The organism is Paraflavitalea soli (assembly GCF_003555545.1).
Taxonomy (GTDB): Bacteria; Bacteroidota; Bacteroidia; order Chitinophagales; family Chitinophagaceae; genus Paraflavitalea; species Paraflavitalea soli.
On record NZ_CP032157.1, the window covers coordinates 8,389,261 to 8,403,506 of the forward strand.

Annotated in this window: 7 protein-coding genes; all 7 read left to right on the forward strand. The window is 50.5% G+C overall.

Annotation, left to right across the window (positions count from 1 at the left end):
* The first annotated feature begins 48 nt into the window (after positions 1-48).
* The 7 genes from D3H65_RS32530 (at position 49) to D3H65_RS32560 (ending at position 14,238) form a co-directional block, all read left to right on the forward strand.
* On the forward strand, positions 49-3,255 hold the full coding sequence (locus D3H65_RS32530; RefSeq protein WP_119054302.1) for a DUF1553 domain-containing protein: 3,207 nt from the start codon (positions 49-51) through the stop codon (positions 3,253-3,255).
* A 27-nt stretch (positions 3,256-3,282) separates the two neighbouring features.
* Positions 3,283-4,767 (forward strand): DUF1501 domain-containing protein, encoded by a 1,485-nt coding sequence (locus D3H65_RS32535; RefSeq protein WP_119054303.1) that lies wholly within the window; start codon positions 3,283-3,285, stop codon positions 4,765-4,767.
* Complete coding sequence (locus D3H65_RS32540; protein ID WP_119054304.1) at positions 4,767-5,819, forward strand: twin-arginine translocation signal domain-containing protein; 1,053 nt, start codon at positions 4,767-4,769, stop codon at positions 5,817-5,819. The genes D3H65_RS32535 and D3H65_RS32540 overlap by 1 nt, the downstream gene beginning before the upstream one ends.
* 26 nt (positions 5,820-5,845) lie before the next feature.
* Positions 5,846-7,276, forward strand: coding sequence for a c-type cytochrome domain-containing protein (locus D3H65_RS32545; protein WP_119054305.1), 1,431 nt, complete (start codon positions 5,846-5,848; stop codon positions 7,274-7,276).
* Positions 7,277-7,470: 194 nt separating this feature from the next.
* On the forward strand, positions 7,471-10,572 hold the full coding sequence (locus tag D3H65_RS32550) for a SusC/RagA family TonB-linked outer membrane protein (protein ID WP_119054306.1): 3,102 nt from the start codon (positions 7,471-7,473) through the stop codon (positions 10,570-10,572).
* Between the two features lie 17 nt (positions 10,573-10,589).
* Positions 10,590-12,239, forward strand: a complete 1,650-nt coding sequence (locus D3H65_RS32555) for a RagB/SusD family nutrient uptake outer membrane protein (RefSeq protein WP_119054307.1) — start codon at positions 10,590-10,592, stop codon at positions 12,237-12,239.
* Positions 12,240-12,294: 55 nt separating this feature from the next.
* Positions 12,295-14,238, forward strand: a complete 1,944-nt coding sequence (locus D3H65_RS32560; RefSeq protein ID WP_119054308.1) for a heparinase II/III domain-containing protein — start codon at positions 12,295-12,297, stop codon at positions 14,236-14,238.
* Positions 14,239-14,246: the final 8 nt, after the last annotated feature.

The window sequence follows — 14,246 nt, forward strand, 5'->3', positions numbered from 1 at the left end:
ATGGTTGCGGCAAAATAAACGTCTCATCTAAAAGGCGCCATATTGAAAATGAAACTACGATTGAACAGAGGTCTCCTGGTGGTAGCGTGTCTCGCACTGCTTATTTTCATCGTCACTCAAGTGGGTATGGGAGGGAATTTGAATATTCCTGCCGATGTAAAGGAGGCCATGGCTGCACTCCCCGGGCAGCTGGATTATAATATACATGTAAAAAAGATCCTTTCTGATAAATGCTTCAGTTGTCATGGTCCCGATGCAGCCAAACAGAAAGGGGACCTCCGGCTCGATCTGGCCGATGCGGCTTATAACAAGAAGACGGAAAGCGGGCTGCGGGCCATCCGGGCGGGCAGTATTGCGCGCAGTGAAGTGGCGCACCGCATTTTGAGTGAGGATAAAGCGTACAGGATGCCTACGCCTGCCTCACACCTGTCGCTGACGGTAGAAGAAAAGGCGACCATCCTGCAATGGATTGACCAGGGGGCCCAATATGCGCCGCATTGGGCATTCGTAGCACCTAAGAAGGCGCCTTTGCCGGATGTGAAAACGGAAGGCTGGGTGAAGAATGATATTGACCGGTTTGTATTGAGCCGGCTGGAAAAGGAAGGATTAACGCCTTCGGCGGAAGCCGACCGGGAAACGCTCATACGTCGCGTGAGCTTTGACCTGACGGGCTTACCGCCTTCCATCGCGGAGATCGATGCATTCCTGCAGGACAAGAGAGCAGATGCTTATGAAAAAATGGTAGACCATTACCTGCAGTCACCGCGATACGGAGAACGGATGGCAGCCTACTGGCTGGATGTAGCCCGGTTTGCCGATAGTCATGGTTATCTCGACGACAAACACCGGGATGCTTCGCCCTGGCGGGATTGGGTGATCAATGCTTATAATAAGAACCTGCCTTATGATCAGTTCATTACCTGGCAGCTGGCGGGTGACCTGTTGCCGCATGCTACGCGGGAACAGATACTGGCCACGGGTTTCAACCGCAACCACAAGCAAAATTCAGAGGCGGGCATTATACCGGAGGAGTTCAGGGTGGAATATGTGGTAGACCGTACGAATACGCTGGGCAGTTCGGTGATGGGACTTACGGTGAGCTGCGCCAAATGCCATGACCATAAATATGATCCGATCAGTCAGAAGGATTACTTCTCGCTGTTTGCTTTTTTCAATAGTACGTTCGAACTGGGTAGTTCCAATTATGGTGCTGATAATAATATCGTACCGGGCCCCACTTTGTTGTTGCTGGACAAAGAGAAAGAGCAGCAGCTTGGGCAGCTCCATGCGCTCATCAGCAGGCTACAGGCAAAACAGGTAGTGGCTGCGCAGGAAGCACCGCAGCAATCCCTGCAGCAAAAAGTACTGGCTTCGCTTCCCTTTGATAAAACAGCATCGCTCAATACATATACGGGCAAAAAGATGGAAGTAACCAGGGCCTTCCGCAACGAAGTGCAGCCATTGCTGTCTGCAAAAACCACGGAGGAGAAACTGGTAAAAGGGGTGGCCGGGCAGGCTTTGCAGCTGGAAGAGGGTACGCTGGTATACCTGCCTCCTTATAAGACAGGTTATTTTGAAAGGTATGAGCCGTTCTCTTTCAGTATCTGGGTCAATGTGCCGAAGCAATATGAAGAAGCAGCGATCGTACACCATAGTGATCCGCGTCGATATGGTTTCCAGGGCTATGACCTGGTGCTGAAGAACAACCAGCTTAATTTTCGCCTGATGCATGCTTTCCCACACGATGCAATCAGTGTACTGACGAGTGCTACGCTCGACAGCAATCGCTGGTACCATGTGGCGGTGAGTTATGATGGCAGCAGCAGCGCAAAAGGGGTATCTATTTATCTCGATGGCAAACCTGTACAACTGCAAACAGAATACGATCACCTGCAAAAAAATATCAAGCCTTTTCCCAATGTGCACAAAGTAGTGGCTTTTCATGGGCTGGCTTTTGGCGCCCGGGAACTGGAGCGTACGATGAAGGGAGGTATGCTGGATCAGTTCTGTCTTTTTGATGGTACGATGAATGCGCAGGAAGCGGCGTATTTGTACAATAACAAAGCGGTGGCCTTTGCACCACGGAACCCTGCGGCATTCAGGAAGCAACCCGACAGTTTGCAGCTGGCGCGCATGCAGGAGACAATGATCTACGATTCTACACAGGAAGTAATGGTAATGGGCGACCTGCCCAGGCCGCGCAAAACACATGTGTTGCTGCGGGGCGTGTATGATAAATATGGCGATGAGGTGGAGCCTTCCACACCGAAGGCCATCCTGCCCTTTCCGGTCGATTTTCCGCGGAACAGGAAGGGGCTGGCCGAATGGCTGTTCCTGCCTGAACATCCGCTTACGGCGCGGATCGCGGTAAACCGCATCTGGGAAATGTATTTTGGCCGGGGGATCGTAAAGACCTCGGATGATTTTGGCAACCAGGGTGAAATGCCTACGCATCCTGCCCTGTTGGATTACCTGGCTATCCGGTACCGTGAGGGTGGCTGGAATACGAAAGCATTGCAGAAGTTTATTATGATGAGCGCTACTTACCGTCAGCAATCGGTGGTGCGGCCGGAGCTGTTGCAGCGTGATCCGGAGAATAAATTACTGGCGCGCAGCGCACGCTTCAAAATGCCGGCAGAAATGATACGGGACAATGCGCTGGCAACCGGCGGCCTGTTAAGTGACAAGATCGGCGGTCCCAGTGTATATCCTTACCAGCCACCGGGCCTGTGGGAAGCATTGAGTGATAAGAGCTGGAAATATGTATACAAAGAATCGGTGGGAGAGGACCTGTTCCGCCGCAGCATTTATACGATCGTGAAGCGGTCGAGCCCGCCCCCTTTTATGTTGATCTTCGATGCACCGGACAGGAATTTCTGTACGGTAAAAAGATCGGTATCAAGCTCACCCTTGCAGGCGCTGGCCTTGTTGAATGACCCCACTTTCATTGAAGCCTCCAAATACATTGCAGGCCGTATGATGCAGGAAGGCGGTAAGGAAGTGCGGGAGCAATTGGTATACGGCTTCCGGCTGGTGACAGGTCGAAGGCCCGACGCCCAGGAGATGGCACTGCTGACAAAAATGTATGGAGAGGAATATGCACTGTATACCAAGCAGCCTGGTAAAGCAGTGAAAATATTGTCGGTAGGCCGCGCGCAGCAGCCGCTGAAGACGGAGGGGCTGGCGCAAACTGCTGCCTGTGTAGATGTAGTGATGGCGCTGATCAACACGGATGAATTCATTACGCGGAAATAATATTTCTAACTGATCAATTGGATACCCATGGATGAGATCCGGAAAGCAATAGAAGAACAGAGCCGCCGCGATTTTTTACGCGGTTCGGCACTGGGATTGGGCAGCATTGCACTGGGCAGTTTGCTTGGCTGCAATAGTGAAGATAAGACTGTGAAGAAAGCGGTGGCTAACGCTATGGCTGCTGGTGCTGCTGTTGAGGAGAACCAGCCGCTGGTGAACCCGCATTTTGTACCCAGGGCCAAACGGGTTATCTATATGTTCCAGAGTGGCGGCCCCTCACAGATGGAATTGTTTGATTACAAACCGCAGTTGTACAATATGCACGGGCAGGATATTCCGCCCAGTGTATTGGGTACGGGCAGGGTATCGGGGATGGTCTCTAATCAAAACCGCTTTCCATTGGCGCGTCCTGCTACTTCGTTTAAGCAATATGGTTCCAATGGCGCTTATTTCAGCGACCTGGTACCGTATACAGCCGGCATAGCGGATGATATTTGTGTAGTGCGCAGCATGTTTACCGAGCAGATCAACCACGAGCCGGCAGTGATCTTTACACAAACAGGTAATCAGTTGAGTGGCCGCCCCAGTATTGGTTCCTGGATCAGTTATGGATTGGGCAGCCTTAATCAAAACCTGCCTGCTTTCATTGTAATGGTATCGAAAGGGGGTGGTGACCAGCCAATCAGTAACCTGGCCTGGAGCAATGGATTCCTGCCTTCACATCACCAGGGCGTGCAGTTCATGTCGGGCAAAGATCCTGTGTTATATCTCTCGTCGCCAGATGGTGTCGAGAAGATGGACCGCCGCCGTGCACTGGACTTTATACGCTCCTTCAACCTGTTGCAAAAAGATAAATGGCACGATCCGGAGATCGACAGCCGCCTCAATCAATATGAGATGGCCTACCGCATGCAGATGGCGGTGCCGGAGATCACGGACCTGAGTAATGAACCTGCACATATTCTCGATATGTATGGCCCGGATGTAAAAGTGCCCGGCAGCTATGCCTACAACTGCCTGATGGCAAGAAGGCTGGCGGAAAAAGATGTACGCTTTATCCAATTGTATCATTTAGGCTGGGATCACCATGGCGGCCTGCATGCAGGCATTCGCAAAGCTACCAGGCAAACTGACCAGGCTTCTGCTGCTTTGGTAAAAGACCTGAAACAACGTGGGCTGCTGGATGATACGCTGGTGATATGGGGCGGGGAGTTTGGCCGTACGAGTTTTTGTCAGGGTACCTTAACGGAAGAAGCATTTGGCCGTGATCACCATCCAACTGCATACAGTATCTGGATGGCAGGTGGTGGTACGAGGCCGGGCCTGGTATATGGCGAAACGGATGATTTTGCACACAACATTGTAAAGGATAAAGTGCATGTGCACGATTTTCAGGCCACACTGCTGCACCTGATGGGCATCGACCACGAACAATTTGTTTATAAAACACAAGGCCGCCGTTACCGTCTGACCGACGTAGCCGGAGAAGTGGTAAAAGGAATTATTGGCTGATGAAAAGACGTACCTTTCTTAAAAGCTCACTGGCGTTGGGCGCCACTGCTGCACTGACCTCTCCTTTTAATATTATAAAAGCTGCCAACCGCGAAGGAGAGATCATTGGTCATGGTGATTTCAGGTACCGGGTCAATCGCTCCTGGGGGCAATTGGATCGCACGAAGTATCCTGTTAAAGATTGTCATGAAATGGTGATGGACAGCCGCAAGCGGCTCATCATGATCACCAATGAAACAAAGAACAATATTCTCATCTACGATAAATCGGGCAAGCTGCTCGATAGCTGGGGCAACCGCTTTCCCGGTGGCCACGGTCTTACCCTGCACAATGAGAATGGGGAAGAGTTCCTGTACATCACCGATTATGAGGTGAAGGAAGTGTACAAGACCACACTCGATGGCAAAATACTGCTCACGATAAAACATCCTAAGTTGATCGGCGAGTATGCCGATTGCGACAAGTTTGGCCCTACTGAAACCTGTATTGGTCCCAACGGAGATATTTATGTGGCCGATGGCTATGGTTCGCAATACATCCTGCAATACACTGCCAAAGGTGAGTTTATCCGCAAGTTTGGCGGCGATAGCTTTATCAAAGACGATAAGTTCAAACAGGTGCATGGCGTTGCACTCGACACCCGTGATCCCGCCAACCCGGTACTGATGTGTACCGAGCGGGTAAAGAATTGTTTCAAACGTTTTACACTGGATGGGAAATACATTGATTCCATTTATTTACCGGGCATCTATATGAGCCGTCCAGTATTTGATGGCGATATTTTGTATTCGGGAGTTTGTTATTCGGCGCTGAAGCATCATATGCTCACGATGAACTCCGGGTTTGTAACGATCCTGAATAAAGACAACAAAGTGGTGTCCAATCCCGGTGGTACAAAGCCTGTATACAAAGGTGGGGAGCCGGAATTGATGGTGCAGGACCAACCCATCTTCAAACACTGCCACGATGTATGCGTGGATGATGACAAGAATCTATATATCTGCCAATGGATGGCTGATGGTACTTATCCTGTGAAACTGGAGCGTATTTAGTTAACCGTCTAAACCCCTGTCCGTACATGGTGCTTGCTTTCCTTGATGAATGGGTAAGATATTTAGGTCATTTCCACCCGGTGGTCGTGCATTTGCCCATCGGTATGCTGGTAGTGGCTTTTATTATGGAATTGCTGGTATGGAGAAACCGCCAGCTGGTGGTATTGAATGGGGCAATCGTCATCTGCCTGCTGGCAGGTTGCATCAGCGCCATCCTTTCCTGCCTGGTGGGCTGGTTCCTGAGCATGGAAGGAGGCTATGAGGAAAGCACCTTGTCTTTTCATCAATGGATGGGGATCAGCGTGGCCGTATTGTCAGGCATATGCTGGTTTATCAAACGGCGGTATGCCTTGATGCCGCGTGTAATGAAAGGGTATCGTCTGGTATTTATAGCATTGATATTACTGCTGACGGTGACGGGACATATGGGCGGCAATATGACGCATGGCGAAGACTACCTCACGGCGGGCCTGCCGCAACCGGTAGCGGGATGGCTGGGTATGGAGCCTGCAAAAGACACTGCTGTTATTATAAAGAAAAACATCTCCGATATAAAGACGGCTGTTGTGTATACTGACCTGGTGCAACCCATCTTCCAGGAAAAATGTTACAGTTGTCACAGTTCTAAAAAAGTAAAAGGCGGCCTGCGTATGGACCAGGAGCCGCTGCTGTTCAAAGGCGGCAAACATGGTGTGGTGATCAGGCCGGGTGATGAAGCCGGCAGTGAACTGACCAAACGACTGTTATTGCCGCTGGAAGATGATAAACGGATGCCGCCAAAAGACCAGCCGGCACTCACAGCCGCAGAAACAGTTTTGCTGCGCTGGTGGGTGCGATCCGGAGCCGACACGAAAAAGAAGGTCAGTGAATTGTCGCCCGACAGTACCACCCTGGCCTTGCTGCATGGTTTCCAGCAGGGTGGAGGCGATACGCTTGTACAGGTGCCGCTCTCCCCGGTATATGCAGCCACCGTTGCGGCGCCAGACCCCAATGCCATGCTGGAATTGACGAAACTGGGTGTGTTGGTAACGCCCGTTGCTAAAAACAAACAATTGCTCGATGTGAGCTGCATTAACTTTTCCGCCTTTGATGACCGTACGGCTGCACTGCTCCTAAAGTTATCTGGTAATATTGTATGGCTCCGGCTGGACAATACCCGGATATCAGATAAAACGCTGGAAGTGGTTGGACAATTAAAACAGCTGGTACGGCTCAACCTGGTCGGCACCAGTATCACTTCAGCCGGTATCGACGCATTAAAGAACCTATCCCATCTTGAATATATAAACCTTACTGCTACGAAAGTGGATGATGCAGGCCTGCGTACGCTGGCATCACTACCGGCACTCCAACAAATTTATTGCTGGCAGTCGCTGATCACCGACAATGCGATGACTGCTTTCCGCAAAAGCAAGCCATCCATTCATCTCGTTGGTGGTGCAAATGCAAAGTCATAGGGAGATTTTCTTAAAATCTTTATTGAAAATCAATAGGGTAGGAAGTGTTTAAAATATTCCCCTTACTCTTTTAAGATTCTCTCCCTCCTCAAAATTGATTGCAACGTTACTTGTGATGTGTAACTAAAACAATAAATCCATCAGGCAGTTTGCAACTCTCCTGATCTATTCTTCATTTAAAAATCAACTGCTATATGACGCGATTGCCAATTGTCCATGGTAGCAAAGTCTTCAAACCCCTGGCCTTGCTAATGGCCTGTATGATCTCTTCCCTGGTATTGATGGCTCAGGCGCAGCCAAGAACGGGTAAAGTAACCGATGAGAATGGCGCCCCCCTGTCCAATGTTTCTGTAACAGTAAAAAATTCGGCAGGTGGTACTACTACCAATGCTCAGGGTGTTTTCTCCATCAATGTAGCCGCCGGCGCGGTATTGGTGTTTTCGGATGTAAACTTTGACATTAAAGAACTGGTGGTGGGCGCCTCCACCACTATCGATGTTAGCCTGCGTGCCAAAAGCGGCACCATGAGTGATGTGGTAGTAGTAGGTTATGGCTCGCAAAAAAAGGTAAACCTTACCGGCGCGATCGCCACGATCGACAACAAGAAGATCGAGAACCGGCCTGTTACGAACGCCATTGCTGCTTTACAGGGTGTGGCAGCAGGCGTAACGATCACCCGTACGACCGGCGAACCTGGTCGGGAGGGATATGACCTGCAGATTCGCGGCGCTTCTTCTGTCAACGGAAGCTCTGCACTGGTATTGATTGATGGCGCCCCGGGCAGTCTGGGTGGCCTTAACCCCAATGATATCGAAAGCATCAGTGTATTGAAAGACGCTGCGGCCGCCTCTATCTATGGAGCGCGTGCAGCAGGCGGCGTTGTATTGGTGACCACCAAAAGAGGCAAGGCCGGTAAAATGATCGTCAGCTATAGTGGCAAATATGCTTCGCAGAAACCGGTGAGTGTACCGGGCAAACTGCATAGCTGGGAAGAAGCAGAAATGCTGAACGTTTCCCGTATCAATGCCGGACAATCGGCTGGTTATACCGATGAGCAGATCGGCTGGATGAAAGATCCCAATGTAGAGTATAAAGTGAACCCCAGCAATCCCAGCGATTACCAATATTGGTACGACCTCGACCAGCGTCCGCTGGTATTGAGAGACCGGAGCCCGCTGTGGGATCAAAATATTTCCCTGCGTGGCGGTGGACAGAAAGAGAATTATTTCTTTTCCCTGGGTTATTTGAATCAGCAGGGGGTGTTCAAACTGGGACCGGATAAAACAAACCGGGTGAATGCACGCTTTAATTATTCCAACAAGTTGTCGGAGATCTTCAGCCTGGATGCCCGGTTGGCTTACCGTCAATCCAATATCCTGTCGCCCAGTGTAGGCAACGCGCGTATCTTTTCCAACCTGTATACCACGCGTTCTTTATATCCCACTTTCTTTCCTGGTACCACCGACCGGTATATCAATGACAACAGCGGCAACTTTGCCTATGCTTTGCTCAAAGAAGCAGGTGAGAACGATACCAGGGTAGATGATGCGAGCGCCCAGTTGATGTTAAAAGCAAAAGACATCATTAAAGGCCTTACGTTATCTGCTGCTTACAATCCACGCATGGTGGTAGAAGCGCAGGACGTCAATGTGCGTACCATTCCCCGTTACAATATTGTAGGTATTGGCAGTTATATGAACAACCCCAACTCTTATACAAAAAACAACTACAAACAGTTTTCCAACAACGTACAGCTGCTGGCCGATTTTAGCCGTACCTGGGGTGATCATGATTTCCATATACTGGGTGGTTATGCGTATGAAGACCAGCGCAACGACAATACAACGGCCATTGCCCGCAACCTGGCCTCCAATGACTTCTTTACGCTCAACATTGGCGATCCGGTGCAGGCTTCCAATACGGAAGATGTGCAGCAATGGGGCCTGGAGTCGTATTTCGCAAGGGTGAACTATGTATACAAAAACCGGTACCTGGTGGAAGTGAACCTGCGTCGTGATGGTAGTTCCAAACTGGCCGCTTCCAATCGCTGGCATAGCTTCCCTTCTGTGTCGTTGGGATGGCGGCTTAATGAGGAAGACTGGTTCAACCGTCTTGCTCCTTTCTTTAATGAATTCAAATTGCGCGGCAGCTGGGGCCGGCTGGGCAATTCAGATGGGGTGATCGGCAACTATGATTATTTCCCCATGCTGGAACCTGGTGCTGCTTATCCTTTCAACAATGTCAGGAACCGCTCCTATTACCAGGCCACACTGGCCTCACCGCTGAAGACCTGGGAGACGATCGAAACCTCAAATATAGGTGTGGATGTGGCGTTGATGAAGAACAGGTTGACGTTTACCGGTGATTATTTTGTGAAACGTAATGATGATATGCTGGTGCCCATGCAATTGTCTTCTATCATTGGTATTGCCACTTCTACTTACAACCTGGCAAGCCTGAAGACCTGGGGATGGGAACTCTCTGCCGGATGGCGCGACAATATTGGCGGTTTCTCCTACTGGGTGAATGCGAATATTGGTGACAACCAGAACAAAGTGTTGAATTATAATGGACAGACAGCTATTTCAGCTGGCGCCAACAGTATTATTGAAGGGTTTCCCATCAATACCATCTTTGGCTATGATGCAATAGGTTATTTCCAAAGCGCCGATGAAGTGAGTAAATATCCAAAGTTTAGCACCGCGGTAGGGCCTGGTGATATCAAATACCGCGATGTGAACGGCGACAATAAGATCAATGCAGGATTGGGCCGTGCATCGGACCATGGCGACCTGGTTGAATTGGGTAATACGAATCCCCGTTATACCTATGGTTTTGATTTCGGATTCAGCTATAAAGGATTCGATTTCTCTGCCATGTTCCAGGGAGTTGGTCAGCGTAAGTTGTTTGTTGATCCTACTACTTTGTATCCTTATACTTCCAGCTGGATCATGCCAATGGATTATAATACGGACTACTGGGCACCTGAAAGGCCCAATGCCAAATTCCCCCGTCTTTTTATTGGTGGTGCGCAAAATACCGTGCGCTCTTCGCATTGGTTGATGAATGGCGCCTACCTGCGCCTGAAGAATGTACAACTGGGATATAACCTGCCGGCCAACCTCATCAGCAAAGCTAAATTGAGTGCTGCCAGGGTATATGTAGGTGGACAAGACCTGTGGGAGATCAACAATATGTGGATCAAAAATGCTTTCGATCCGGAAACGCCCAGCAATGCTACCTGGCAATATCCTTTCTTCCGCACCATCATGGTGGGCTTAAACCTCACTTTCTAACGAGCAAAACCTGAAAAATGAAGCAATCAATTCGAAATACAGTCGGCCTGTCTGTTGTAGCTGCAGCGATGCTTTGCGGGTGCAATAAAAAACTGGACCTGGTACCTGAATCCAAAATAGGGGACGAGACATTCTGGAAAACGACGAACGATCTGGTACTGGCTTGTAATGAGCTGTACAATTCCCTGCCCGTCATGTCAAACAACGTGAATGCTGTGTGGTCGGATGATGGGTACGCCCAGGCGCCCAATGGCATCAGCGACGGTACGCGTACCATTCCTGTAACGGATAATGCGTTCAGCATTCCTTATACCCTGATCCGTAAGAGTAATAATATCCTGGAGAAGTCCGTCAAGACCACGGGCGATGCGGCGCAGATCCGTCGTTACCGGGCCGAGGCGTATTTTTTCCGCGCCTTCGCTTACAGCGAACTGGTAAAGCGCTATGGTGATGTGCCCCTGGTGCTGCGCACCTTCGATGTGTTCGATACCCTGGCAACAGCGCACCGTACGCCCCGCGAAAGGGTACTGGACTCCCTGTACCGCGACCTGGATTCGGCTGCTGCCGGATTACCTACGGCTACAGCGCTTGCTGCCGCAGAATATGGACGCATTACCAGGAATGCTGCGCTGGCCATGAAGTCGCGCGTGGGATTGTTTGAAGGCACCCGCAATAAATACCATGCACTGGGCGATGCCAATAAACACTTGAACATTGCACTGGCTGCCACAGAAACACTGATGACCACCGGCGGTCACCAATTGTACAAGCACCCCACCGTTCCCGACAGCAGTTTCTTTTACCTGTTCCAATATGCAGGTAATGGCCGCAATAACAAGGAGAATATCCTGGTGAGGTTGTATGGACAAAATGCCACCAACAGTATTTCCGAACACAACTATACGCGGCAGTTCCTCGATGCGGGTGGTGTAAACCCCACTAGGTCTTTCGTAGATGCCTACTTGTACAAGGATGGCCTGCCACTGGGCAAGTCACCGCTTGAACAGCCGCAAACCACTACTTTATCTGAATTCACCGACCGCGATCCCCGCATCGGCATGACGGTGTTCAGCAAACTGGTGCCGGGCTTTTCGCTGACGGCTTACACACCCACTTTTGCTTTCACGCCTACGGGCTATAAAACGCGGAAGTATGCAACGGTGGAAGATTGGGCCTCCCAACAGAGCTTCAACCACCATATCATTATCCGCTATGGAGAAATATTGCTCAACTATGCCGAGCTGAAATTCGAACTGGGCGGCGGCGCCATCTCCGATGCAGACCTGGATATCTCCATCAATCTGCTGCGCGACCGGGCAAAGATGCCGAAACTGACCAACGCCTTTGTAACAGCCAATGGCCTGAACATGCAGGAGGAAATGCGCCGGGAGAGAAGGATCGAGCTGGCCTTTGAAGGCGAGTTCCGCTATTGGGACCTGATCCGCTGGAAAACAGCTGAGGTGGAATTGGTGAAAGCCGTGAAGGGCTCTAAAAAATTCCCGGCCGAGCAGGTGAATGTCATTACCGCCCCCGTGGATGCCAATGGCTTTGTGATCGTACAGGATGCTTCCAAGCGCACATTTGATGTGAAGAGAGATTATTGGTGGCCTATTCCCTCCAACGAAACGGGCCTCAATGTTAATATGAAACAGAATCCGTTCTGGTAATCGACCCGGGTACCTGTACAAGTGATTACTTGGTACAGGTACTTACTTTTGTACTATGAGACTTTCTTATGTGTTAATTATAGCAACGTTCCTCGCGCCTGTCCGGGTTTCCGGACAGGCCGAAAGGAATATGCTGACGGGTAAATATGACAGCGCCTGGCTGGCTACCTCCCTCTCCATGCAGGAAGTAGCAAAGGCCTGGCCTTCTTATGCCGACAGGGCCCGGTGGGCATCATTGGATACGGTGTATCGCCGGCAACTGATCCGTGAGGGCGAAACAGCATTCAATTACCAATGGCAGGTTGTGCCTGCCACAGCTTACCTGGAATATGTGCGTACGGGCAACCGCTACATCATGGAAGATATTTACAACATGAATGTAACGGCGCTTAAGAAACTGGTCTTCGCCGAACTGGCAGAAGGCAAGGAACGGTTTGTGCCGCAGATCATCAATGGCGTATGGACGCTGTGCGAAGTGACAAGCTGGTCTATATCTGCCAGCATCGGTTTGCAGCGCCAGGGTCCCGGATTACCGGATGTCAATGAACCGGTGTTTGAACTGGGGGCAGGGATCACTTCCAATGTGATGGCCTGGACCTATCACCTGTTCAGATCAACCTTCGACCGGTATAGTCCCTTGATCGCCCAACGAATGAAACAGGAGATCAACCGGCGTATCCTTCAGCCTTATTATACACGCAACGACTTTTGGTGGATGGCGCTGGATGGTAAACAGCGGATGGTGAACAACTGGAATGTGTGGCTCAACTTCAATGCACTTACCTGCATCCTGTTGGTAGAAGATGATGCTGCCCAAAGGGCAGCAGGCATTTACAAAACGATGCGCAGTGTAGATCAATTTATCAACTATTACAAAGACGACGGGGCTTGTGAAGAAGGGCCAGCCTACTGGTCCCACGCGGGCGGTATGTTGTACAACTACCTGTCTTTATTAAAACAGGCTACAGGCGGCGGCATCGATCTCTTTGACAAATCCCTGATCAAAAATATTGGCTCGTATATCGGCAAGGCTTATATCGACAGTAATTATTACCTCAACTATGCGGATGCCGCTGCGAAGCTGACAACAGATGCAGGTATTGTATACTTGTACGGCAAAGCTACGGGCGACCAGCAGTTGATGTCATTTGGCGCTTACCTCGCCGGGCAGCAGCAATGGCAAAAAGCAGTGCCGGTGGAAACGATGTACGGCGGACTGCGCAATCTATTCATGGCCGCAGAAGTACTGGCCACCCCGCCAGCCCAACCCCTGATGGCCTCCGGCTGGATGGTAGGCACGGGCATTGCGATAGCGCGCGATGAAGCGGGCAGTGCCAAAGGGTTTTATTTCTCTGCCCTGGCCGGGCACAATGAAGAAAGCCATAACCACAATGATGTGGGCACCTGTGTACTGTTCTATAATAGCCGGCCTGTGCTGATCGATGTGGGCAGTGGCACCTATACCGGGCAAACCTTCGGACCACAACGGTATTCGATCTGGACCATGCGCTCCGCTTATCACAATGTGCCACTCATCAATGGGGTAGAGCAACAAGCTGGCAAGCAATACGCAGCGCGTGCGGTACAGTTTAAGGATACAGGACCGCTGGTAAGTTTCCGTGCCGACATTGCCGCTGCTTACCCTGCCGAAGCAAAAGTGGATACCTGGCTGCGCTCTTATACCCTGCAACGCGGTCATTCCTTTACGATCGGCGATGAGTACCGGCTGCAGGCCAACAATGGCCGCAATGCCCTTCATTTCATCACCAGCGCTGCGGTGTCGCAAAAAAAAGAAGGGGTGCTGCTACTTGATACCGGCCGTGATAGCCTGGAGCTGACCTATGATCCGCGCTTGTTTAAAGTGACTGTTGAACCGATCACGATCGATGATAAAAAGTTATTACAAAGCTGGCCGCCACTGGTGTACCGGCTTGTATTTTCTATGACGGGTCACCGAACCCGTGGCAAACATCGTCTTGTTGTGAAGAAGGCTTCTTAAAACCATTA